Annotated in this window: 15 protein-coding genes; 9 read left to right on the forward strand and 6 right to left on the reverse strand. The window is 56.2% G+C overall.

Going from position 1 to position 24265, the window contains the following annotated elements; genetic code table 11:
- Positions 1 to 25: 25 nt before the first annotated feature.
- The 3 genes from DC3_RS00190 (at position 26) to DC3_RS00200 (ending at position 1920) form a co-directional block, all read left to right on the forward strand.
- Complete coding sequence (locus DC3_RS00190; protein WP_146881568.1) at positions 26 to 481, forward strand: tellurite resistance TerB family protein; 456 nt, start codon at positions 26 to 28, stop codon at positions 479 to 481.
- Between the two features lie 20 nt (positions 482 to 501).
- On the forward strand, positions 502 to 1407 hold the full coding sequence (locus DC3_RS00195; protein WP_146881569.1) for an HpcH/HpaI aldolase/citrate lyase family protein: 906 nt from the start codon (positions 502 to 504) through the stop codon (positions 1405 to 1407).
- A gap of 108 nt (positions 1408 to 1515) precedes the next feature.
- Positions 1516 to 1920, forward strand: coding sequence for a DoxX family protein (locus tag DC3_RS00200; protein WP_246130491.1), 405 nt, complete (start codon positions 1516 to 1518; stop codon positions 1918 to 1920).
- Between the two features lie 579 nt (positions 1921 to 2499).
- Here DC3_RS00200 and DC3_RS00205 read toward each other — a convergent pair.
- The 5 genes from DC3_RS00205 to DC3_RS00225 form a co-directional block, all read right to left on the reverse strand.
- A complete protein-coding gene (locus DC3_RS00205) occupies positions 2500 to 4038 on the reverse strand; it encodes a glycosyl hydrolase 53 family protein (RefSeq protein WP_222594658.1) in 1539 nt (512 codons plus the stop codon).
- Between the two features lie 155 nt (positions 4039 to 4193).
- Positions 4194 to 5309 carry a glycoside hydrolase family 53 protein gene (locus DC3_RS00210; RefSeq protein ID WP_146881570.1) on the reverse strand — a complete coding sequence of 372 codons (1116 nt, stop codon included), beginning with the start codon at positions 5307 to 5309 and terminating at the stop codon, positions 4194 to 4196.
- Positions 5310 to 5468: 159 nt separating this feature from the next.
- Positions 5469 to 7691, reverse strand: coding sequence for a glycoside hydrolase family 2 TIM barrel-domain containing protein (locus tag DC3_RS00215; RefSeq protein ID WP_146881571.1), 2223 nt, complete (start codon positions 7689 to 7691; stop codon positions 5469 to 5471).
- A 9-nt stretch (positions 7692 to 7700) separates the two neighbouring features.
- Positions 7701 to 10400, reverse strand: coding sequence for an ABC transporter permease subunit (locus tag DC3_RS00220; RefSeq protein WP_146881572.1), 2700 nt, complete (start codon positions 10398 to 10400; stop codon positions 7701 to 7703).
- A gap of 190 nt (positions 10401 to 10590) precedes the next feature.
- On the reverse strand, positions 10591 to 11802 hold the full coding sequence (locus tag DC3_RS00225; protein WP_146881573.1) for a sugar ABC transporter substrate-binding protein: 1212 nt from the start codon (positions 11800 to 11802) through the stop codon (positions 10591 to 10593).
- 639 nt (positions 11803 to 12441) lie between these two features.
- Between DC3_RS00225 and DC3_RS00230 the strand changes: the two genes are divergently transcribed.
- The 6 genes from DC3_RS00230 (at position 12442) to pflA (ending at position 19647) form a co-directional block, all read left to right on the forward strand.
- Positions 12442 to 13497: a LacI family DNA-binding transcriptional regulator gene (locus DC3_RS00230; RefSeq protein WP_146881574.1), complete on the forward strand. Its 1056-nt coding sequence runs from the start codon at positions 12442 to 12444 to the stop codon at positions 13495 to 13497.
- A 67-nt stretch (positions 13498 to 13564) separates the two neighbouring features.
- Positions 13565 to 13933: a hypothetical protein gene (locus tag DC3_RS00235; RefSeq protein WP_146881575.1), complete on the forward strand. Its 369-nt coding sequence runs from the start codon at positions 13565 to 13567 to the stop codon at positions 13931 to 13933.
- An 81-nt stretch (positions 13934 to 14014) separates the two neighbouring features.
- Entirely contained in the window at positions 14015 to 14794 is a 780-nt protein-coding gene (locus DC3_RS00240; protein WP_146881576.1) for a GAF domain-containing protein, read from the forward strand.
- 160 nt (positions 14795 to 14954) lie between these two features.
- Positions 14955 to 16295 carry a serine hydrolase domain-containing protein gene (locus DC3_RS00245; RefSeq protein ID WP_146881577.1) on the forward strand — a complete coding sequence of 447 codons (1341 nt, stop codon included), beginning with the start codon at positions 14955 to 14957 and terminating at the stop codon, positions 16293 to 16295.
- Between the two features lie 302 nt (positions 16296 to 16597).
- Positions 16598 to 18847: a formate C-acetyltransferase gene (gene pflB, locus DC3_RS00250; RefSeq protein ID WP_146881578.1), complete on the forward strand. Its 2250-nt coding sequence runs from the start codon at positions 16598 to 16600 to the stop codon at positions 18845 to 18847.
- A 71-nt stretch (positions 18848 to 18918) separates the two neighbouring features.
- Positions 18919 to 19647 (forward strand): pyruvate formate-lyase-activating protein, encoded by a 729-nt coding sequence (gene pflA / locus DC3_RS00255; RefSeq protein ID WP_146881579.1) that lies wholly within the window; start codon positions 18919 to 18921, stop codon positions 19645 to 19647.
- 110 nt (positions 19648 to 19757) lie between these two features.
- On the opposite strand, the gene DC3_RS00260 is transcribed toward pflA, so the two are convergent.
- Entirely contained in the window at positions 19758 to 24164 is a 4407-nt protein-coding gene (locus DC3_RS00260; protein ID WP_146881580.1) for an alpha-2-macroglobulin family protein, read from the reverse strand.
- Positions 24165 to 24265: the final 101 nt, after the last annotated feature.

Raw genomic sequence — 24265 nt, forward strand, 5'->3', positions numbered from 1 at the left:
CATCAAGTATAGAAAGGGGCAACACATGAGTTTTTTCAACAAACTGAAGGGCGCAGCACAATCACTGGCAGGAGACCTGCAAAAATCAGCAAAGCAATTCATGAACCGCGAGTTCGCAGAGGCCAGCATGGCCGCCTGTGCCCTGATTGCCGCTGCCGATGGAAAAATTGATCCCACTGAGCGCAGCAAAACCGCACAATTCATCATGAGCAATTCCATGCTCCAGTCCTTTGATGTTGCCACCCTGAAGCAGAAATTTGACTTTTATTGCGGCAAACTTGAGCAGGACTACGATTTCGGCAAGATTGAGGCCATTCAGGCCGTCTCCAAACTGAAAAGCAAGCCAGACGCTGCCCGTGCTGCCGTGCAGGTGGCCCTGGTGATCGCCAATGCAGACGGAAACTTCGACGACAAGGAACGTCAGGCTGTACGCGAAATTTGCAATGCTGTGGGCATCAACGGCAGCGAGTTCGGCGTCTGAGGGAATGGGAACCCACTCTGATGCAAGCACTTGAGCTTGGCGCTTCACTGTATGTTCCTGGAACACATGCACAACTGCAGGCCATCGTCAACGGAGAAAAATACCCTTTTCTCCGTTCGGTGATCCTGTGCACTGAAGATGCGGTGCTGCCCCAGCACCTCCCTGAAGCCCTGCACAACATCAGTCAGGCCCTGAAGGGGATGCGAGAAAGCCACCTGAAGGTGTTCATCCGGCCCAGAAACATTCCGGTCCTGCAAACCTTGCTCGACATGGAAGGGATCGAACAGGTGCAGGGTTTTGTGCTGCCCAAAGTGGAGCCACAAAACCTCCCCCTTTGGATGGGAACCCTGAAAGGCACCTCCTTTCACATCATGCCCACCCTGGAAACCCGGATTGTGTTTGATCGGGGTGCCCTGGATGAACTGCGCTCGATGCTGCTCGCCCAGCAACACCGTGTGCTCTCCCTGCGCATCGGGGGCAATGACCTCCTGAGTTTGCTGAACATGCGCCGCAGCAGAGGGGTGAGTGCCTACCAGACCCCACTTGGAGCCCTCATCAACCAGCTTGTGTTGCAATTCAAGCCTTACGGTTTCAACCTGAGTGCCCCGGTCTATGACTTCACCGATGATCCAGAGACCCTCATTCAGGAAACCCGCATGGATCTGCAATCGGGCCTGTTCGGGAAAACGGCCATCCATCCCTCGCAGGTCCCGGTGATTGAATCCCTGTACCGGGTTTCTGGAGTCGATCTGGAAATGGCCCAGGCCATCCTGGCTCCAGACGCCCCTGCCGTGTTCAAACTGGGAGACGCCATGTGCGAACCTGCCACCCACAGCAACTGGGCGCATCAAATGATGGACCGCTTTCAGGTGTATGGGGTGGATCTGGGTGCGCCCATTCCACTGCTGGCCGTCAACAACGGCTGAAAACCTCAGAGATCAGGCACCTGTTCTGGACCACAGGTGCCTGATTTGTTGTGCGGCATTGCTGCAAAAACCGAAATCTCCGAAGACAGGCCCATTTACAATTGGACCATGCCATCTGTTGTGGAAGAAGTTCTGAACAGTCCAGCCTGGAGACGCAGAGCCCGCAAAGGGCTGGGAGCATTTTTCATCTTCACTGGCATCACCCACTTCTGGGTTCCAAAGATGTTCATGTCGATCATGCCGAAATGGGTTCCTTACCCTGAAGCCGCCGTGTTCTTGAGTGGTGCTGGTGAGCTGGCCGGAGGTCTGGGACTCTTCAGCCAGAAGACACGCAAACTGTCTGCAATGGAACTGATCCTCCTGCTGGTCCTGGTCTTTCCTGCCAACATCCAGATGCTTTTGTGGGCCAAAAAATTTCCGGTTCCAGTGTGGGTGCTGTGGGCGAGGTTGCCTTTTCAGCCCCTCCTGATCTGGCTCTTGTGGTGGTCGAGCGTGGAAAGCGAACAGAAATAAACACAAAAATTCAATGTACAATTGGAAAGATCAGAAGCACTGGTGGGCAGAAATGCATCACATCAAGGGTTCCATCCAGCTGTGCGCTTCCCTGGCCTGGTGCTTCAAATGCAGACAGGAGACTTATTTGATGTTTATTTCCAGATCTGGCAAGAGCATTCTGACCATCATTTTATTACTGACAAATTCATGGAGCGCCGCCCAGCACATAGACAACATATCCACCATGGACCCGGATGATGTGAAATCCTTGTGCACAACCATGCTTAACTATTATTCACCTCATGGAGTCAGGAACGACGAAATTAAAAAAGCTGTTATCAAATTTCTTCCTGAGACGTTTAAATGGAAAGTGGTTTATTCTCTGAGTCAACCCACGACTCAGAATTATACAGCATATGCAACTGCAATATGTTATGTTTCTGGACCACTTGATAAGGTTACCGTGCGAATTCAATACTCAGAGAAAAAGCAATAAAAAAAACAAACACCATTCAGGGGGCTTGAGGCTCAGCCCCCTGAATGGTTCATCCTGGTCATGTATTGTCTCTGCATCACCCTGTTCCATTTGAGCAGAATTCAGGGGTTCAGGAATTCCCTCAGAGCAGGCAATTCCCTGTCTGAGAAATCAAACAGTGCCTGATTGTCCCAGCCGTTTCCAGAATTGGGGTCGGTGGGGTCCCAGCCATTTCCGGTCACAGCGGTCCAGGGGGCTTCCCAGTAGAACACACCCAGTGCCCTTGGGACAGCACGGACCACCGTCATGGTGTCCCGCAGCATTCGGGCCTGATCTGTGGGCGTTGCAGCATAACCCGCAGTGAGTTCTGCTGAGGTATTGATGATGTTCTCCAGGCTGTCATCACTGCTCAGGGTAAAAGGGTAGGCGGTTTCTGCAACCAGCACGTCCTTGTTGTACCTGCTGGAGAGGTCATAAAGGTTGGCCTGAAGCTGTGCCAGACTGCCATGCCAGTAGGTGTAGTGCGAGAGACCAATCACATCAAAGGGCACCCCGTTTGCAACGGCCTGATCAAACCACCATCGGGCACCTGCGTTGTCTCCCCCTTTGGCAAGGTGCAGCATGATTCGGGTGGTGCTGGAGCAGGCTTTCACAGCATTGATGCCAGATTTCAGCAGGCCTGCCAGCTGGCTCCAGTTGGAAGTGGACCCTTCTGGCCAGAGCATTCCTCCGTTGATTTCATTGCCGACCTGCACCATGTCCGGGGTGGTGCCCTGGGCTTTGAGGGCATTGCAAACGTCCAGGGTGTGGTTGTATACGGCAGTGTTGAGCTGGCTCAGGTTGTAACTGGCCCACGCTGCGGGTTTGGTCTGGGCTCCGGGGTCCGCCCAGGTGTCCGAGTAGTGGAAGTCCACCAGAAGCTTCATCCCAGCAGCCTTGATGCGTTTTGCCAGGGCCACCACCCGGGCCTTGTTGTTGTATCCATCTGCAGGATTGACCCAGACTTTGAGCCGCGCATAATTCACCCCACCGTTTTTGAGGAGGGTGACGGCATCTCCCACCGTTCCTGCGCTGTTCCGGTACACCCCACCTTTCGCCTCGGATTTGGGAAGGCTGGAGATGTCGGCTCCGGTGATCTGCAGTTTGCTCTGCCCTGTGGACAGCTCCACATCATCAAAGTTGGCCCAGTTGCCCGCTTTTGCGTCGCTGTACAGGGAGATCGTGCAACTTCCTCCAGTCACATAAGCCGAAACGGCCAGATTCACCCAGCCATCGGTCACGGTGGGCAGGTAAGCCCGGTACTCATTGCTGTTCCCACACCCTTTGAGGCTGATGAAGGCGGTGTTCTGGCCTCCACCAGACTTCACCCAGGCTTTGAGGGTGTACCAGCCATTGGCAAGCCCGGTGACCGTTCTGTAGGTTGCCACCTGATAGGGACTGTTGCTCCAGTGACTGAGGCGGTTTGAGCCTGAACGTCCTCCAGCCTCTGTAAAGGCTGCCCCGCTGCTGCCTGAGGTGCTCCATCCATTCAGGCCACTTTCGAAGCCTGCATTGGAAAGGCTCACCACTGCATTTTTCTGGTACGCTGCCTGTTCCACAAGGGTGCCACTGCACCCTGCGAGGAGAAGACCTGCCAGACCCCACATCCAAGTTTTTTTCATTCCGACTCCTTTTGCTGTTCCAGCGATTTCCCAGGGAAAAAAGTGGTAAAACCCCTCTCCCGTTCACAGGTGGTGAAGAGAAGAATGTTTTTTCAGTTGTCAGGTCAGGAGAGATGAGGGAAGCGGTCAGGTCTGACCCGCAATACAACAGGAAATCAGGGTTTGAAAGTGTTCAGCACAGGAAGTGCCTTGCCAGAAAAATCAAACAGGGCCTGGTTTTCCCAGCTGGACCCACTGGTGTCTTCTGGTCCTGTGGAGATCCATTCTCCTCCCCAGTAGAAAACTCCAGTGCGGTGCTTGCCCTGCACGGACTTGAGGGCAGCAATCAGGTCTTTCAGCATCTGGGCCTGACCTTCGGGGGTGGGAGCATAGGTGCCAGGAAGCTGCTCTGAAAGGCCAATCACATTGTTTGTCCAGTCGTTCCAGCCCAGCGTGAAGGGATAGGCGGTTTCTGCCAGAATCACGTCCCGGTCATAGCGGTTCATCAGGTCTTTGACGTTCTCCTTGAGTTTATCCAGCGGTCCGTGCCAGTAAGGGTAATAAGACAGGGCGATGGTGTCGAATTTGACCCCTCTGGCGACGATTCTGTCGTAAAAGTTGCGTGCCTCTGCGTTGCTGCCGCCCTTGTCGATGTGGATGACAATGTTGGCTTTCGATCCGGTGTCTTTCACACCCGCAATGCCAGACTTGAGGAGGTCAGAAAGCTGGTTCCACTGTTTGTCGGTGTTGAAATCTGCATCTGGTCCCCACACGCGACCCTCATCCCACAGCATCCCGGCTGAGATTTCGTTGCCGATCTGGACCATGTCGGGGGGTGTCCCCTGATCGATCATGCTCTGCACCACTGAGCGGGTATACTGCTGCACAGCGGTTTTCAGGTCAGAAAAATTCAGGTTTTTCCACTCAGCAGGTTTGGTCTGGTGCGATGGGTCCGCCCAGGTGTCCGAATAATGCAGGTCCAGAAAAATCCCAAGCCCTGCAGCCTTCGCCCGTTTTGCCAGTTTGAGCATGTCCCACTGGGAGTTGTAACTGTCCGAAGGGTGGTTCCAGACCCTCAAGCGCACCTGATTCACCCCACTGGCCTTGAGCTTCTGGAAAAAATCCACCGTTTCTCCTGCCTCATCTTTGTAGACTCCACCTTTGTCTTCCACCCTGGAGACATACGAGGCATCCACACCTCCAATGAACCTGGGCAGAGAATCAGGCGTCTGGGCACTGTTGCAACTGGCACACAGGGAAAGCAAAACCATCAGGGAAACAGACTTTTTCATGGGGACTCCTTTGAGAAGGGGGTGAGGGAACCTCACCCCCGCAGAAGGTTTCTTTGATTTATGTCGAGCAACTGCAGTCGTTCATCCTCATCAATTGAGCAAGAGCTTCTTCCATGGCTTTCAGCTCTCGGCCCTCGGCTCTCAGCCCTCGACCTCTACTCAGGCATTCAACACAGCTTCCAGCACAGGCTTTAACCCCACATCCAGCGTCTTCACCTGTACGGTCTGCGTGGGCAGACCAGGGGCTCTGGCGGTGATGGTGACCTCTCCTGGGATCAGGGTGCTTCTGAGGTACACGGCTCCCTGGCCTCCGGGGAGGATCAGCGGGTGTTCTCCGACCAGAACCGCAGGGCCTTCAACATCGAGCGAAACAGGTCCCCAGGCAAAAGGCAGAGCATTTCCGTACCCATCGGTGATCTTCAGGGAGAGGCGGGTCAGGTCCGCCCCATCTGCGTGAATCTCAGGATCATCGGCCTCGAAGATCAATTTGCGGGGGATGCCGTCCGCAGCCAGTTGATGGGTTTTGACCAGGGCCCCATTCAGGTAGCCTCTGAGTTCCAGATCCCCGAAGTTCTCGCCCCAGCCTCCTGAGATGTTGGAAATTTTGAAGGGAGGATAAGGCAGGTGGGGGTACAGCTCGGTGGCCCGCTGCGCTTCGCCTTCAAACTTGCCGGAAACGTACACTTCCACCCGGTCCAGGTTGGAGAAAATCCACACTGGATTGATCAGGCCCTCGTCCACATCTCCCCTGGTCCAGTAGGTGGCGGCAAACAGGACCTGTTTTTGCTCAGGGGGTTGCTGGCTGGCGTAAAGGTGGGCGGCGAATTTGGGTTGCCTGAAGATGTCCATCACCCCGTGGTAGCAGATGCGGTCCCCACTCCCGAAAGTGGCGTGGGTGTTGTAATCAAAGGCACACCATGCGATGCCCCCACTGATGTTCAGGGCTCCAATCTGGTTCATGATGTCCGCGTGTTTTAAAGCGTGCGCGACCACACGGGGTTCCTGATCGAAACTCTTGGTGGGGAACATGTGCCCACCGTATTCGGTCACCAGATAACGCTCTGCGGGGTATTTGGTGAGTTTTGTGGCGAAGTCGTTCATGGTGTACACGTCTTCGAGCTGCTCACTCCCGAAGAAGCAGCGCACCCCTCCGGTCTGGCGGGTGGGATCAAGGTCCTGCACCAGACGATTTGTGCGGGTGTAGAAGGCCGTGTGGTCTGGTGATTCATTGACCCGTGCCCCCCACAGGATGATGGAAGGGTGGTTTCTGTCCCGCACCACCAGGTCATGCAGGAGGTTCAGGGAAAGGTCCTGCCAGGCCTGATCTCCGATGTGCTGCCAGCCCTGCATTTCGGTGAAGACCAGCAGGCCGATTTCATCGCAACGGTTGAGAAAATGTGGAGACTGTGGGTAATGGCTGGTGCGAACCACGTTGCAACCCAGGTCAAACCTGACCAGATCGGCGTCTTTCTCCTGAAGTCTCTTCGGAGCAGCGGCCCCAATGTAAGGGTACGTCTGGTGGCGGTTCATGCCCCGAAGGATGAGTTTTCTGCCATTCAGGTAGAAGAAGCCATCTGCACGGAATTCTGATTCCCGGAAACCCACCCTGGTGTCCAGCGTGTCTCCACCTTTGATGCGGACCCTCAGGGTGTAGAGGTGAGGGTGCTCCGTGTCCCACAGCTGGATGTTCTGCAGGTTTTCAAAGGTGAGGGTCTGGGTGGCTTCTCCCTCAACGAACATCTGGGCAGATGTTGCTGCAACCTGAACACCTGAAGCGTCCAGCAGGTGCGCTTCCACATCCACTGTCTCTGAAAGCCCTGTCGGGTTCTTGACGGTGACTTCGACTTCTGCCAGAGGGGTTTCAGTCAGGACCTTGCTGGTTTTGAAGAAGACGTTTTCAATGTGCAAAGGGTCGAGGATTCTCAGGTGCACATCCCGGTAGATGCCTCCGAAGGTCATGTAATCGACCAGATGCCCGTAAGGGGGAATGTCTGTGCGCTCTCGGGAATCCACTCGCACGGCCAGCAGGTGCTCCTGACCGACTTTCACATGGTCTGTGAGGTCCACGGTGAAGGGGGTGAACCCTCCTTTGTGCTCACACAGTTTCTTGCCGTCCAGAAAGACCTCTGCGGCCAGCATCACCCCGTCAAACTGGAGGTGGATGCGCTGTCCACGGGCTTTGTCGGGGATGTGCAGGCTCTTGCGGTACCAGCTGATGAAGCTGTATTCCTCCTCGCTGAAGTTGTGGTGGGGCACCTCACGGACGGTGTGGGGCACACTGACCTGATTTAAGGGACCTGAGTAGATGGGCTTGGCAAAGGTGGGGTTGTCTTCTGGAAGGAATTCCCAGTGGGTGTTGATGGTGAATTCAAGGCGGGTCATGGAGGCTCCTTACTCTTTCACCGCGCCACTGGTGGCACCGGAGACGAAGATTTTCTGGAAAGTGAAAAACAGGATCACGATGGGCAGGGCACCGAGCACAGAAGCTGCTGTGAAAGGGCCGTACTGCACAGTGAACTGGTTGCTGGCAAAGGACCTGAGGCCCACGCCGATGTTCCAGTTCTCTGCTCCGGTGAGGAGCACATTGGCGAGGAAATACTCGGCGTAAGAACCGATGAACTGCAGCAGGAAAATGAACACCAGCATGGGACCGGACAGGGGCAGGATGATGCGGGTGAAGGCCTGCCAGGGGGTACAGCCATCGACCAGAGCGGCCTCGTTGAGGTTGTGGGGCAGGGATTCCACATAACCCTTGTAAATCCAGGTGGCGAAAGCGATGATGCCTCCGGTGTAGGCCAGAATCAGGCCCGTGAAGGTGTTGACGAGGCCCAGGGTGTTCATCAGGCTGTAGATGGCAATCAGACCGAGCAGTCCCGGGAACATCTGCAGGAAGATGATCACCATCAGGTACTGCATGCGGCCTTTGAACTGCATGCGGGCCAGGGCATAACCAGCGGTGGTGGTGAGGGCAAGTGTGACCAGTCCGGTGAAACCAGAGATCAGCAACGTGTTTCTGACCCACAACAGGAACTTGGAGGCAGGGTTTTCAGTGGTGAATTGTGAGGGCATCAGGGTGACGAGGAACAGGGCCACGAAGACCACGGTGAGGATTCCAGCCCAGGATTCCCGTTTCTGGGCCGCAGGCATGTTCTGGGTCATGCCTCTGGTGAATTTCTGGACCTGCATCAGCACGAAGCACACCACAGAAAAGGCCAGCATCACCCACTGCCAGGTCTGCACCTGCACCCCATTGAACAGGGTCTTGTAGTTGGTGAGGTCCAGGCCGGTCAGGGAGGGCAGCACCCGGGCACGGATCAGGAGGGGTTCTTCTGGTCCACCCAGAGAGGCCTGACTGAGGCGGTTGAGGGGATCAAAAGACGCAGCCAGCACATAAACCACCGGATAAAGTACGGCCAGAACGGTCATGCAGAGCACCGCATGGGTGAGTGTACCCAGAAAGACCTGCTGGAAGGTGCGTTTCTGCTTGCGTGACAGCAGGTACATCACTCCAGAGATCAGGGCAACGAGAACCACGAAGCCCAGGAACAGGTAGAACCAGCCTCCAGCCTGGAAGTGGATGGCAAAAGAAGGGGCACCGAGACTGTTTTTCAGGTTGATGGCCGTTTTGACCGTGAAGAACACGGTGATGAGACCAGCAGTCCACCACAACACCGTTTTCACCTGAGGGCTGAGGTGCAGGGTCCAGCCTTTTTTCTGGGATTCGGTGTTTCTGGCCTCGCTGAAGACCCCGGAAACACTGAAATTCACCACAGAGATCAGGACAGTGATCACGCCGATGACCACAGCAATGGCACTCGCCAGACCGTACTGCTCTCCCCCACCGTACACAAAGGCTGTTTTGTAAGCCCAGGACAGCAGAATGTCGGTGCTCTGTGCGGTCGGGTCATCCACATTCATGGCCGGGCCGCCACCAGTGAGCAGGAAAATCAGGGTGATGTTGTTGAAACCCGAAGCGAAAGCGGAAAGGGCAATGGGCACAAAAGACGTGGAAAGCAGCGGAATGGTGATGAAGCGCAGCCTGTCCCAGGCAGTGGCACCATCCACCTCGGCGGCCTCATAAAGCTCTTCTGGAATGGTGGACAGGGCACTGAGGGTGGCCGTCATGAAGTAGGGAAAGCTCATCCACAGGCTGACCATCACAATGGCGGTTTTGGCCCACAGGGGATCTTCAAGCCAGGGGGCAGGGGTCACACCCAGCATGCCCAGCAGGCGGTTCACGGCACCGAAATTGGTGTTGAGCAAAGTCTGCCAGACCTGGATGGAGATGATGCCTGGAATCGCCCAGGGCAGGATCAGGATGGATCGGTAGAAATTCCGGCCTCTCAGTTTTTTGTTGTGCAGCAAAATGCCCAGCACGGCTCCGAGTGCCAGGTTGATTCCGGTGGTGATCAGGGCATAAAGGATGTTCCAGCCCAGCAGGGGAAAAAGCTGTGTGCGTGCGCTGCCCAGCACCCTTTCATAGTTCTGGGTTCCGACCCAGCTCACCTTGTTGATGCGGCGAACCACGGTGGGGATGAAATCTGCAGGCAGAGGGTCTGAGAGGGTCACAGCCTGACCCTGCACAGCAGCAATTTCTGCTTTGAGGGTCACAGGTTTTCCAGCCTGCTGCCCCTGAATTTCCAGGATCTGACCCGCACACTGGTCTTGAGGGCACCTCAGTTGCGTGGTGGCTTCACCGAGCTGCAGGGTGTTTCCAGAGCGGGTCACGCCCATCTGGGTGGAACTGTCGGGTCTGCCCGAGTGTGCGGCAGAGTAGTTGGTGAAGCTGTAATAAACCGTCATGGCCAGCGGATACCCTGTGAACGCCACCAGAAAGAGGGTGGCAGGCAACAGGTACATCCATGGCCGGATTCCAGGCAGGCGGCGGTTCACCACCACCGCCACTGGAACCATCAGCAAACCGGCGGCCAGCAGTGAAATCCAGGTGGGCAGTTTCTGGCCGGAAAGGGCACTCAGGCCCTCGACCACCAGCCACGACAGCAGAGCACACACGACCAGCAGGAGGGTCAGGGCGAGCACCATCAGGGCAGGGTGGTCCAGCCGGGGTTTGGGTTGCAGGGTGCGTTTCATGGGGGTCCTCTCAAAGGGATTGAGGGTGATGGGGCATCAGGAGGGACGAAGGTTGCCTTGCCACAGGCCGAGGGCTGAGGGCCGAGAGCCGAGGGCAGGTCGGAAAAGCTTGAGCTCAGGCACTCTGGTCTTGATGCACAGCTTTAGCCAAAGCTTTTTTTGCTCTCGGCCCTCGGCTCTCGGCGATCTTTTATTTCGTGACCATCTGCCCCACAGCCTTGCCAAGCAGCCCCTGAATGTCCGCATTTGCGGTCTTGACGCTCAGGCTGATGGCGTTGTTCCAGGGGTTCCACACGCTGCCCATTTCAGGGATGTTGGGCATGGGGGTCCCCGCAGCGATGGCTGCACCAAATCCTGCAACCACAGGATCATTTTTCAGCTTGCGCACGGCAGACTTGGACACAGGGATGCGTCCGCCGATGGTGTTCATGTCGGTCTGGTTCTGGGCATTCGTGAGGTATTTTGCAAGCTGTGCGGCTTTGGGTTTGTTCTTGCCGTAGGCGTTCATCAGGATGCCCTGGATGCCCACGAAGGGAGAGAATTTGCCTTTGGCTCCGGTGGGTTTGGGGGGCACGCCCACGCCGTAATCAATCCCTGCTTTTTTCACATCGCCGATGTCCCAGGGTCCGGTGAGCCACATGGCAAGCTTGCCTTTGGTAAACAGGTCTTTTTGCACGTCGGTGGCTTCTGCACCTGCGGGGATCAGGCCCTGTTTGAAGCGCATGTCGGCCAGCAGCTGTGCACCTTTCACGGCTCCAGCGTTGCCCAGTCCGATGTCTGCAGGGTTGAAGCTGCCATCGGCTTTCTTGCCAAACACATAAGCCCCCATGGAGGAGTAGAAGCCGTAAACCGTGTACGGCAGGGTGATGTTGGTCAGGAAACCGAACTGCTGGGCCTGGGGATTGGTGAGTTTCTGGCTGGTGGAGATGAAACTGTTCCAGGTTTTTGGGATGCCACCAGGGAGCAGTTTCTTGTTGTACACGATGGCAACAGCTTCACCGAAGGCAGGGAACCCGAAGAGTTTGCCATTGTAGCTCATGGCGTCCAGTGCACTGGCAGGAAGGTCGAATTTGGTTTTTGCATCCAGGTACTGGGCAACAGGCTCCAGCACACCAGCGGTTGCGAGGGCACCCACACGGTCATGGGGAAGGAGTCCGAGCAGGTCTGGCCCCGTCCCTGTGGGAGCACTCTGTTTCAGTTTGTTGTCAATCTCGTTGTAGGGAACAACGACCACATCGACGGTCACTCCAGCCCCCTCTTTGGTTTTGCTGAAATCTTTTGCGGTCTGGGTCAGCCATTCAAGCTCTTTGCCATCAAGTCCGGTCCAGATGGTGAGTTTTTCGGCGTGGGCACTGGCAGCGAGACACAGGACGGCGGTGATGCTGAAGATGGTTCTCTTCATGGTTTTACTCCTCTTTCAGTTGGGAAAACGATTTCGCTTTTCTTTATGCGCTTTTCGAGGTCTGTTTGTCAAGAGGGAAGCATGCTCTGCCCTGACCATCAAATCAACACTGAATAGTTTTTCAGCTTTCAGTCATCATTTAGACCCAGATCCACCTCGCACTTCAGAGCAGGTCTTGACGATGCCAACCCAAAAAGAATAAGATTAAGGAAATCGGTTTCTCAAAGTCCAGCAAATGGATTTTCCTCTGGGAAACATGGATCTGGAGCAATTCAAGCCCGGATCAGCATTTCTGCCAACAGAGGGCGAGCCGACGGCCCGCCCCTACAGGTGTCGTTCGAGATTTCTGGCAAGAGGGCTAGGCATGCTGTCTTGTGCAGAACGAGAATCCGCAGGTTGGATTCTCTGCACGCTGGTTGTGCAGAACGAGAATCCGCAGGTTGGATTCTCTGCACGCCTCGCACCTACATCGGTGGTAACAGGTCTTCTGCCTTCTGCCTTCTGCCTTCCACCCTCGGCCTTCTGCTTTTCTTGCCCACGGCTCTCGGCCCTCAGCCCTCGGCATTCTCCCTGTCCCCCGTGGTACAGTAAATTCCGTTCCCCTGGCCTCAGAAACCAGTCTCAATCCATCAGGTGACCATGACCATCGTAACCATCAAAGACGTTGCCAGAGCCGCCGGAGTCAGTTCGGCCACCGTGTCGAAAGTGCTCACCGGAAACAGCCCGGATTATCGGGTGTCGAAAGACACCGTTGAGCGGGTGCGCAAAGCCGCCGAGGACCTGGGGTATGTTCCCAATGTCAGTGCCCAGAACCTGCGCAGCAAACGCAGTGGCCTGATCGGGGTGGTGCTCAACGAATTTGACTCCTCGGGGCGCTCCATGCACCTCAAGCTGGACTCTCAACTGGACAGCATCCAGACTGTGCACCTGACCTTCGATGGTGCTTTGCTTTCAGGTCTCACTGAGGCCGCACGCATCCACAACAGTGCTTTCGTGGTCTATCCTGAGTCCACCCATCCTTCCGAAGATGTGGCAAGCCGCTTTCTGGATGGCCGGGTCGAAGGTCTGATTCTGCGCACCAACCCAACCACCCAGCACCCTCTGCTGTCCAAACTCGATCCGAGGCGCATCAAAATGATGGCCCTCTGGACGCAGGATGTTCCTCCGGGTGTGGGCTTTGCCGACATTGATCACAAAGGTGGGGCAGCTCAGGCCACTGAGCACCTGCTCTCACTGGGACACACGAAGATTGCCTTTTTTGGACCGGGCAAAGATGGGCCAAACGCCCACTTCAGTCTGCGGCATCAGGGATACCTTGCTGCACTGCAAAAAGCTGGACTTGCTCCTGACCCTGAGCTGCACACGGAAGACCCGCAGAAAATCATTCAACTGCATCAGGCAGGAAGGGTGACAGGAGTGGTGGGAGCAACAGACCTGCAAACGATCATGCTGCATGGGGATCTGGTTCAGGCAGGGTTGAAAGTTCCAGAAGACCTCTCGCTGGTGGGCTTCGACAACATTCTGGGTTCTGAATTCATTGCGGGGGGTTTGACCACCGTGCACCATCCCACCCAGGAGATGGCTGCTGCCGCCATGAATGGGGTGATGGCCCTGATCCGGGGTGAGACCGTGAGCAAGTGCAGGACTGTGGTACCAACCCACATGGTGATCCGCAAGACAACACGGGCACCTTAAGCATTCAGGGTATGCTGTTCCCGGGAGGCAAAACAGCTTTCAGATGACCTCCTCTGGAGGAAAACCGATGCAACCTCACCTGCTCATTGCAGCCATCCTGATGGTGCTGATTGGAGCCATTCATTCGGTGCTTGGAGAAATCCTGATCTTCCAGCGTCTGCGCAAAAACGGCTGGATTCCCACAGAGGGTGCCCCCATCCTCAAAGAAAGCCATGTGCGCATTTTGTGGGCCACCTGGCACCTCGGGAGTGTTTTTGGATGGGGCATGGCTTGTCTGCTTTTTCAAATGGCCCATCAACCTTCAGAGACTGGGACAGAAGGGGTCATTGCCCTATCTTCTGCCCTGGCAGGCCTGCTGGTTCTGGTGGGAACACATGGACGCCACCCGGGCTGGGTGGGTTTGCTGGCGGTGGCCCTGCTGATCTGGCTTTTCTGAATATTAAAGGCTTTTCACACGGCACAATTGAAAAGCGAAAGTGTCTCCAGAGTAACCTTCAGAAAACCACTGGAGGCACCCTTGACCGCACCTGATCACCAACTGCTTGAAGAAAAACGCCTGGAACGGCTGTACAGTTATGGCATTCTGGACACCGAAGATGAGGCTGCGTTTCACCACATCGCCGATGACCTGAGTCTGATCCTGCAGGTGCCCACCGTTTTGATCAGCTTTCTGGACCGGGAGCGCCAGTGGTTCAAGGCCTGCATTCAGTTTGACGCCCGTGAAACCCCCAGACAGGTGGCCTTCTGCAGTTACACCATCCTCTCGGAAGATGGACTGGTGGTGGAGGATGCCCTGCAGGACCCTCTTTTTCAGGACAATCCGCTGGTGACAGGAGAGCCCCACATCCGCGCTTACATTGGTGTGCCCGTAACCAGTCGGGATGGGTACCGGATTGGCACCATCTGCTGCATTGATTACCAGCCCAGAGCCTTCAGTGCACGGGACCGGGACATCCTGAAACGCTTTGCCAGACGGGTCATGAATGAGCTTGAGCAGCGCCTGCTCAAGCAGGAATACCAGCGGGTGATGCGTCAGTTGCAGACGGTGATGGATTCCGCCGAGCAGGGCATGGTGGTGATCAACCAGCACAATCTGGTGGTGGGGGCCAATCAGGCGGCTGAAAACATCACAGGAATGGGCTGGGAAACTGGAATGTACTTCGAGAAAACCCACCTGCTGTCTGTGGGGGATGGGAAAGATGCCATTTACACCCGCTGGGATGGTCTGTACCATTTCACTGTCGAAGAAAGGCGTCTCGATGACCAGTTGCGTGTTCTGGTTTTCGAACGCCTCTAAAAACACCCTGCTTTTTGAAACCCTGATAACCGGGCCACTGGAAAGCAGTTTCACCTTCTGCCAAAATCCTCCTCCATCTTTAGGAGGAGTTTCACCTCCCCCATTTGGCTGAAGAACCAGGACAACAGAACGTCTATGCTGCCTGTCAGAGGTAAAACACATGCAAAAACTTCTGACACTCCTTCTTCCCCTTTCACTTGGTTCGGCTCTGGCCGCCCCTGATTACGCTGCTGTGGTTGGTGCACACCAGAACGCCCGCCACTTCATGGGGGATGTGGTCATCCGTGAAAAGGGCAAGGTGATTTTTCAACAGTCTGCAGGTCTGGCAAACGTTGAATTCGAAGTCCCCAACTCTGCAGAGACGGTATTTGAAATCGGTTCGGTGTCCAAGAGTTTCACTGCCGTTGCCATCCTGAAACTCCAGGAGCAGGGCAAACTGAAAGTCACCGATCCCCTGAGCAAGTTTCTTGCTGGCTTTGCTTATGGAGATCAGGTCACCCTGCATCATCTGCTGACCCACACTTCCGGCGTTCCGAGTTTCACGTCCTTTCCGGGCTTCATCGAGACCCAGAAGCAGAACATCTCTCAGGAGAAAATTGTGGAGATGTTCAGGGAGAAACCCCTGGAGTTTGCGCCGGGAGACCACTTTTCCTACAGCAACTCCGGGTACACCTTGCTGGGCCGGGTGATTGAGAAGGCTTCTGGAATGCCCTACCAGCAGTACATCACCGAGCATGTGCTCGCTCCGCTGGGATTCAAGAAGATCGCCTTTCATTCCAGACTGGATCTGGTGAAAAACCGTGCGAGTGGTTACGTGCTGGATGGTGCAAGTTTCCGGTTGCCTGAGGCCCACAACGTGGAAATTGCTGGACCTGCAGGAGGGCTTTTTGCCACCGCCAGCGAACTGAGCCAGTGGCTTCCCAGCCTGTTTGAAGGAAAACTGCTGACCCCCGAGAGCATCAAGGCTTTTTCTGCTCCACATGTGAAAATTGGCAATGAGCCAGGATTTTCGAGCTACGGTTATGGGGTCGGGACCGGAGACATGTTCGGGCATCAGGCGGTGTCCCACGGGGGCAACATCAATGGGTTCAATGCGGTGACGGTGTACTTCCCAGAAGAAAAAATCAGCATGACCGTGACCTCCAATGTGGAAGGCATCTCCAGCACCGAACTGGTGATGGATCTGATCAAGACCCGTTTCGACGTTCCTGTGAAACTCCCCACTCCCAGAACGCTGGTCTCTGTGCCTGAGACGGTCTTGAAAGGCTATGAGGGCAGCTACAAGGCTGTGGAGGCCCCCCTGTCCCTGAGGTTCTACGTGCATGCAGGAATGATGATGCTGGAGATTCCGGGGCAGGGCATCTTCCAGTTGCTGCCCGAGGCAGAGGACCGTTTCTACCTGAGTGCACTGGATTCGGAGTTGACCTTCAAGAAGACCCCTGAAGGGATGACGCTGGAGGTTCTTGCCGGAGGTCAGATTCTGCACGCCAGCAGAGAATAATCTGTGAAAGTCGAGGAGGTGGCCATGGCCACCTCTTTTGTGTTTTGAGGTCAGAATTCAGGACAGATCTCCTGACAGCAAGGGTGTACATTTTGCCCGGATGGGCATTCCTGGGTTAAAGATTTTTAACATTCATGGGGACAAAATTCAAATTTTCCTGTCATGCCCTGTGTACTAGACTGTTTTAGATCCAATATCCAGTGAATTGGTGTCACTGGGACATTAAGCCCATCCCCACAGAAGAATAATGACATTGGGCAAGTGAACGATTGCACAAGCCCGGCTGGAAAGGAGCCGTCCACATGACCCAGACCTTTAACCCCACTTCCAATGCATGGCGCGAATTTGCAGGGGACACCTGGAAAAACAGCGTGAATGTCCGACAGTTCATTCAGGACAACTACACTCCCTACACCGGAAACGACACATTCCTGGCACAGGCCACCGAGCGCACCCACAAGCTCTGGGAAGAACTGTCTGAACTGCTGAAACTTGAACGGGAAAAAGGGGTTCTGGATGTCTCCAGTGACATCGGTTCCAGCATCACCGCCCACAAACCCGGGTACATCAACAGAAACCTGGAACTCATCGTGGGCCTGCAGACCGATGCACCCTTAAAACGGGCCATCATGCCCTTCGGGGGCATCCGCATGGTCAAATCGGGCCTGGAAGCCTACGGTTTCACCCTGGACCCCGAGCTTGAAAAAACCTTCAACCTGTACCGCAAGGACCACAACAAAGCGGTCTTCGATGTGTACAGCCCTGAAATTCGCGCCGCCCGCAAATCCGGCGTCATCACTGGACTGCCTGACGCCTACGGACGGGGACGCATCATCGGGGATTACCGCCGTGTGGCCCTGTACGGTGTGGATTTCCTGATGAAAGACAAACAGCGTGAGTACGCTGAGCTTGATCAGGTGGCCTTCACGGACGATGTGCTGCGCCAGCGTGAAGAACTCTCTGAGCAGTACCGCGCACTGCAGGAACTGAAGCAGATGGGCCAGGGTTACGGCTTTGACCTCTCCAGACCTGCCGAAAATGCCCGCGAGGCCGTGCAGTGGCTGTACCTGGCCTACCTCGCAGCAGTCAAGGAGCAGAACGGTGCCGCCATGTCCATCGGGCGCATCTCCACCTTCCTGGATGTGTACTTCGAGCGCGACCTGAGAGATGGCCTCCTGACCGAAACAGACGCCCAGGAACTGATCGACGATCTGGTGATCAAACTGCGCATCGTGCGCTTCCTGAGGACCCCCGAGTACGACCAGCTTTTCAGCGGAGATCCCACCTGGGTCACCGAATGCGTGGGTGGCATGGGCGAAGACGGACGGCCTCTGGTGACGAAAAGCAGCTTCCGCATTCTCAACACCCTCTTCAACCTCGGGCCTGCACCCGAACCCAACCTGACCGTGCTGTGGAGCACCGAACTGCCCCAGGGCTTCAAGGACTTCTGCGCCAGAGTCTCGATTGAGACCAGCAGCATCCAGTACGAAAACGATGACCTGATGCGCCCCTACTGGGGAGACGATTACGGGATTGCCTGTTGCGTGAGTGCCATGCGGATCGGCAAACAGATGCAGTTCTTCGGAGCCCGCGCCAATCTGGCCAAAGCCCTGCTGTACGCCATCAACGGAGGCAAAGACGAACTCTCTGGCGCAGTGGTGGCCCCCGGATTCGAACCCATCACCAGTGAATACCTGGATTTTGAAGAGGTGTACGCGAAGTTCGACAAAATGATGGACTGGCTGGCCCGCACCTACGTTCAGGCCCTGAACAGCATCCACTACTCGCACGACAAATACGCCTACGAACGCATCGAAATGGCCCTCCATGACCGGGACATCCTGCGCACCCTTGCCTGCGGCATCGCGGGCCTGAGCGTCACCGCCGACAGCCTGAGCGCCATGAAGTACGCGAAGGTCAAAGTCATCCGGGACGCACGTGGCATCGCTGTGGATTACGAAATCGAAGGCGAATACCCCGCCTACGGCAACAACGATGAGCGGGCCGACCAGATCGCGGTGGAACTCGTTCAGACCTTCATGCAGAAGATCAAACAGTACCCCACCTACCGCAATGCCGTCCCCACCCAGAGCGTCCTGACCATCACCAGCAACGTGGTCTACGGCAAGAAAACCGGCAACACCCCCGATGGTCGCCGTGCAGGTGAACCCTTCGCCCCCGGAGCCAACCCCATGAACGGGCGCGACAAAAAAGGCTTCATCGCCTCGGGTGCCAGTGTGGCCAAGATCCCCTACGAATACGCCCAGGACGGCATCAGCTGGACCGCAAGCGCCACCCCGGATGCCCTTGGCAAAACTCTGGACGAGCGGATCACCAACCTGACCAACTGCCTGGACGCCTTCGCAGAAGCCGGAGGACACCATGTGAACGTCAACGTCTTGAACCGCGACACCCTGATCCACGCCATGAACCACCCCGAACTGTACCCGCAGCTCACCATTCGCGTCTCGGGTTATGCTGTGAACTTCGTGAAACTCACCCGTGAACAGCAGCAGGACGTGATCAACCGGACGTTCCATACGCGGATGTGACAGATGGGGCGAGCCAGTGGCCCGCCCCTACACCCCATCACCTGTACCCGTTCTGCCAAGGAGACCCCACCATGCATGACACCGGATACATTCACAGCATTGAAACCGCCGCCGCCGTGGACGGTCCGGGCATGCGCTTCATGCTCTTCATGCAGGGCTGCATGCTCAGGTGCTGGTACTGCCACAACCCCGACACCTGGGCCTTAAGGCAGGGCAAGGAATACACCGTTCAGGAAGTTCTCAATGAGGTGAAACCCTACAAAACCTTCCTGAAGAGGGCCGGAGGGGTGACCATCTCAGGGGGTGAGCCTCTGGTGCAGTCTGAATTCGTGGGTGAGGTCCTGAAAGAGCTCAAGGCAATGGGCCTGCACACCGCACTCGACACCCAGGGCTACCTGCACACCAAAATCTCTGATGAATGGCTGGACAATGTGGATCTGGTGCTGCTGGACATCAAACACATCCGGCCCGAGAAATACCATGACCTGACTGGAGTGAACCTGCAGCCCACGCTGGATTTCGCAGAGCGGCTTTCCCGACTGGGGAAGAAGATGTGGATTCGCTACGTGCTGGTCCCGGGAGTCACCGATGATCCTGAAGATGTTCGTGAGCTCGGACGATTTGTGTGCACCTTGCAGGGAGTGGAACGGGTGGAGGTGCTGCCCTTTCACAAACTGGGAGAGCACAAATGGCAGGCTCTTGGCCTTCCTTACCTCCTGACCGATACCCCTGCGGCACCTGCAGATCTGGTGGACCAGACGGTTGGGGTGCTCCGGGAATATGACCTTCCTGTGCGGTGAATTCTACACATGAGAAAGAGGCGCTTTGCAGCGCCTCTTTTTGCATGACCCTTTTGTCTGGGAATGCGTTTTGAGAAAACATCTCGCTGTGAACTGTCCACTGTGAACGGTCAGGGCTTGACCGTCAGCACGGTGGCTTTGCCGCTGGCTTTCAGGCCCGTGTCTGGATCGATCAGGCTGGGGGCTGCACTGGTGTAGGTTCCAGGGGCCAGAGAGCGGAGTTTGTAGCTGATGGTGTACTCTCCAGCCTTCAGATCATCGAGGTAGATCACGGTGGCCCCATCAAGGTGTTCTTTGCTGGCCCACAGGGTCGTTGTGGCAGAGGGCTGAACATCCTGATAGGCACTGGGGTCCAGGGTCTCGAAGCCTGCAGGGATGGGGTCTGTGAGTTTGAGGTGCTGCACTGGCTTTTTCAGTTTGATTTTCAGGCGCACTTCGGTGGTGGCGTTGTCTTTCAGGGTGGTGGTGCTGTAATTGCGTTCCAGGCTGAACGCATCTGTTTCCACAGCAGCACTGGCGGTCAGGTAGCGGGCATTCAGGCTGTAGAAGTAAGGCTGGCTGCTGCTGATCTGCACCGTGTTCTGACCAGGTTTTCCATCAAAGTAAAGGGTGGTTCCCAGCGCAGGGATTCGGCTCAGGGTCTGGGTTTTGCCATTCACATTGACTGTCACGGGTTCAGAAAGCTGCACCATTCCCGCTCCTTGCAGGTAAGCTGCAACAGCGAAAGAAGCGAGAGCACTCTGGGCTGTGCTTCTTGGGGTGCTGCCTTGCAGTTTTGCCGCAAGCCAGCGGGCAAAGTCCTTCGCCTCGTCTTTTTTGAGCTGCAATGCTGCGAGGAGGGCATAACTGGTGGCTTCCAGCTTGCTGTCAATGCTCAGGCCCTGGCTGTCTTTCATCTGGTCCTTGAGGGCCGTGCGGTACAGGTTCTGGTCCTGCAAAATGAATGCGAGTTCTGCTGCCTGTTCCGGGGTGCGAGGTGAGAAGGTCTTGAGGTTGTTGTCCTGCCCCATGAAGTGGAGCATTTTCTGGTATTCGTAGGTGCTGGAATCGGTCTTGCTGTCTTTCAGGTAATTCAGAGCGTACCGGAAATTGTACTGGGAGTAATCCAGACCATCACTCAGGGTCTGCCCGATGGCTGTGAGGGCTTCCAGGGTGTAGAACGTGCTGGCCTTTCCAGAAGCCCAGGCAAAGCCCCCAGAGTCCAGACCTTGCTGGGCCATCAGGTGCTGCAGGTTCTGGCGGAGCAGGGCCTGGGCACGCACCGGATCAAGTCCGAGGGCTTTCTTGGCCTGGGCCACAAAGTAAGCTGCCAGAACAGCATCCAGTGGGTTTTTCTCGTCTTCGCGGATCAGGTCATCCAGTGTGCTCACTGCACCGAGCAGTGGACTTGCAGCCACAAAGACCCCGATCTGGGCCTGGTCTGCTGTGGGAGGCACATTCAGTTTCTCCAGCGCATTGCCGTTGGCCTCTCCGGTGCGGGTCAATTCAAAGTCTGTACCGGCGTCCCGGACAGGCACCATCACTGAAACTGCGTCAGAGAGGGTTCCGCTGGTGGCACTGGTCTCCAGGGTGAGGGAAGCCGCTTCAGGAGCTTTGATGATCCAGGGCACCACGGTCATGCCATTGGCTTCCACAGCCACGGTTTTCTTCACCGTTCCGCTGGGCAGTTTGAAGCTGACCGCCACCTGCAGGTTGTCTTTGGTCTGGTTGTGCACGGTGGTGTAAACGGTGGTTTCGTCTCCATGTGTCAGGAACGTTGGTGCCGAGAGACGCACATAGAACCCCAGGGTGGCTTTGATTGCGCTGCGGGATTCACCTGTCGCGGTGTCCGGGGTGACGCCCCGGGCCAGGATGCGGTACTGGGCCACATCCTCCGGGAGGGTGAAATTGACCAGGGCCACACCCTTTTTGTCTGTGGTCACAGATTGGAAGAAGGCCGTATCCTTGAATCTGGAACGGGGGAAGGCTCCAGCCATGTCCCCTCCACCCCCACCGTTTTCAGGCGGGAACCCGGCCGGGAGGGAGGTGGTGGTGTTCACGTCCAGGCCGTAAGGCACCCCCCAGAAGTACCTCCAGGGGTCTGGAATGGCATCTTCCACCAGGGCATAAACCGCTTCATTCACGGCACCCACCGTCACCCAGGCAGACACAGGTTTTCCATTCAGTGAGGTTTCCACCCTTACCCTGGAGGATTCACCGGGTTTCAGGGTGTTTTTCTCGGGGGTCACTTTGACCTGCAGGTTCTTGCCCTGAGCAGGCACATGCACAAAACTGCGGTAGATCACCGTGACCGGTTTGCCTGCACGGTGGTACACAGCGTTGACCCAGAATCCGGGTTGCATGTCTGGCGTGATCTTGAGGGTTGCTTTCGTTTCTTTGCCGGTGATCTTGACCTGTTGCTGCTGGAGGAGGGTGCTGCTCTCAGCGGTCAGCCAGACCAGGGTGTCTTTTGGCAGGTTGCTGGTGAGGGTCACCGGAACCGTGTCTCCCACTTTGAAGGCCTGACCCGGGGTGCTGATTTCAAAGCTGTCGTTGGCGGGAAGGACGACTGTTTCTTCGGGAATCCAGCCCACAGGTTGGGTCATGCTGGCTGCCCTGTTCTTCTCGTCCCTGGCGGAAACCTCCATGCGGATGCTGCCACTGCCTGTTGGAGTGAAATTGAGGGTGGCCTTGCCTGAAGCGTCGGTTTTGACCTGGGTGCCATAGGTCTGCAGGACTTTTTCCTTCCACTCCTGCTTCTGGGTGTCCCATTCCCAGGTGCTGCGGATGACCTTGATCTCGAGTGACTGGTTGCCCACAGCCTGACTGCTGCCCACCTTGCGGGCATGCAGGCTGATGGGCACTGCAGCCTTCGCCCTGATGGTATTGGGAACACTGGCCGTGAGCACCAGGTTGCTGGGATACACCATCACCTGCTTCTGGGCAACGACTTTGCGGCCAAACTCATCCAGGGCCCGCACGGTCAGGTGGTAGGGGGTGGGTTTGCTGTCTCTGGGTTTGAACTGCAGCTTGACACTTCCCTCCCCATTTTGGAGTGTGGTCTGTGCCACCCGGGACTCGGTGTCGGTGGGGTCGTAGGTTCCACCATACAGCTCGTAAGCGGGATTGTCCTGATAATCCTCTTCGGTGAGCCCCCCACGGCTGTTTTCGTAACCCCAGTAGAAATCATCCCCATAACCCTGCACGGAGAAAACATCCACTTTTGCATTGGTTTTTCCTCCCGAGTACAGGGTGCTCTGCAACTTCAGGGTGGCCTCTCCTGCCAGGACTTCTTCTGGGAGGCCGAGGGTCAGATCAAAGCTGGGCTTTACGTAAGGTTGCACCAGAAAAGGAGCAAAGCTGACATCTTCGGTGGGTTGGTCCTTAAAGGGGGCCGCAGTGGAAATCACCACTTCTGCCCGGTAAGTCCCCGTACTGGAAAAATTCATCGGGAGGTCTTCCCGGAAGGCCCCCAGGTTGTCCAGTTTCAGGGCCTTGTTGAAGATGGTGTTCCCCTGTGGATCGATCAGCCTGAGGGTGGCAGGACCACTGTAGACTTTGTATCCTCCGCCGGCATGCTGTCTGGCCACCCCGGTGATCTGCACGGTGTCCGTCTGCTGGTACAGGGGACGATCCGTGAGAACCAGCGTGCGGTATGCCTCTCCCACTGGAGTGGTGTTTTCCGGCGGAGTGTAAGCCTGGGAGGTGCCATCCGTCACCAGATAATTGATTTTCTGGTCTCTGGGGGCCTTGAGGCTGAGGGTCCCCTGTTTGCCGGTCTTCCCTGCACCAAGGCTGACCAGTTGCCCTCCCTGAAGCGTGAACATCTGCACGTCCGCATTCTGCACAGGCAGTCCGGTCTTCACATCCACAGCCCAGAAATGCACCTGATCTGGCGTGTTCTTGGTGACCACCGAGAGGTTGGAGATGTAAAGCGGAATGGAGGAAACAATGGCATTGGGGCTGGAGGCACGGGCCAGAGACACCACGTATCCTCCTGCGGTCAGGGCAGGAAAACTGAAAACCAGATGGGTGGTGTCACCGCTGGTCTCCACCGTGGGTTTCTGCCTGAAACTCAGGGGGTCCCCAGCGTAAGGCAGCAGATCTGCATTGTTGCGGCGCACAAAATAATCTTCGTTCACCTTCTGGACCCGCACCAGCCACTCGGTGTCCAGGGCAACTTCGGGATCGGGGTTGAATTTGAGCTTGAAGGCTTCCTTGACCCGGGCGGCCTGACCAAAGTAGGCATCATCAAAACTGCCGACCCGCACGGCCTTCTCGTAACTCAAGTAATCGCTCTTGACCCATCCGACCTGGTTGCCGATCAGCACCTGCGACCAGTCGGGGTTGTAGTTGGCATCGAAAATTTCATTCCAGATGTAAACGGTCCGTCCAGCTTCCAGAACCTGACGGATGGGGGCACTTGCTGAAGGGGCTTCTCTCAAATTCAAACTGGTTTTGGTGATGGCGGTTTGCGCTGCTGCAGCGGAAAGAACCATCGATAAACCGAGCATCATCCAGGGGCGGGAAACTCGCATGGCCTTATTGTAAAGATTTTGTGTTGTCTCTTTGCTTTGGCGGTCACTTCAGGAAGTGAGGCCGAGGGCAGAAAGCAGAAGGTGAATCCTGGAACCCTCGC

It is taken from the genome of Deinococcus cellulosilyticus NBRC 106333 = KACC 11606 (genome assembly GCF_007990775.1).
Taxonomy (GTDB): domain Bacteria; phylum Deinococcota; class Deinococci; order Deinococcales; family Deinococcaceae; genus Deinococcus_C; species Deinococcus_C cellulosilyticus.

Bases quoted from the DNA above. Each gene is read 5' to 3' on its own strand.
- DC3_RS00190 (WP_146881568.1), top strand. From the start codon at position 26: ATGAGTTTTTTCAACAAACTGAAGGGCGCAGCACAATCACTGGCAGGA.
- DC3_RS00195 (WP_146881569.1), top strand. From the start codon at position 502: ATGCAAGCACTTGAGCTTGGCGCTTCACTGTATGTTCCTGGAACACAT.
- DC3_RS00200 (WP_246130491.1), top strand. From the start codon at position 1,516: ATGCCATCTGTTGTGGAAGAAGTTCTGAACAGTCCAGCCTGGAGACGC.
- DC3_RS00205 (WP_222594658.1), bottom strand. From the start codon at position 4,038: ATGAAAAAAACTTGGATGTGGGGTCTGGCAGGTCTTCTCCTCGCAGGG.
- DC3_RS00210 (WP_146881570.1), bottom strand. From the start codon at position 5,309: ATGAAAAAGTCTGTTTCCCTGATGGTTTTGCTTTCCCTGTGTGCCAGT.
- DC3_RS00215 (WP_146881571.1), bottom strand. From the start codon at position 7,691: ATGACCCGCCTTGAATTCACCATCAACACCCACTGGGAATTCCTTCCA.
- DC3_RS00220 (WP_146881572.1), bottom strand. From the start codon at position 10,400: ATGAAACGCACCCTGCAACCCAAACCCCGGCTGGACCACCCTGCCCTG.
- DC3_RS00225 (WP_146881573.1), bottom strand. From the start codon at position 11,802: ATGAAGAGAACCATCTTCAGCATCACCGCCGTCCTGTGTCTCGCTGCC.
- DC3_RS00230 (WP_146881574.1), top strand. From the start codon at position 12,442: ATGACCATCGTAACCATCAAAGACGTTGCCAGAGCCGCCGGAGTCAGT.
- DC3_RS00235 (WP_146881575.1), top strand. From the start codon at position 13,565: ATGCAACCTCACCTGCTCATTGCAGCCATCCTGATGGTGCTGATTGGA.
- DC3_RS00245 (WP_146881577.1), top strand. From the start codon at position 14,955: ATGCAAAAACTTCTGACACTCCTTCTTCCCCTTTCACTTGGTTCGGCT.
- pflB (WP_146881578.1), top strand. From the start codon at position 16,598: ATGACCCAGACCTTTAACCCCACTTCCAATGCATGGCGCGAATTTGCA.
- pflA (WP_146881579.1), top strand. From the start codon at position 18,919: ATGCATGACACCGGATACATTCACAGCATTGAAACCGCCGCCGCCGTG.
- DC3_RS00260 (WP_146881580.1), bottom strand. From the start codon at position 24,164: ATGCGAGTTTCCCGCCCCTGGATGATGCTCGGTTTATCGATGGTTCTT.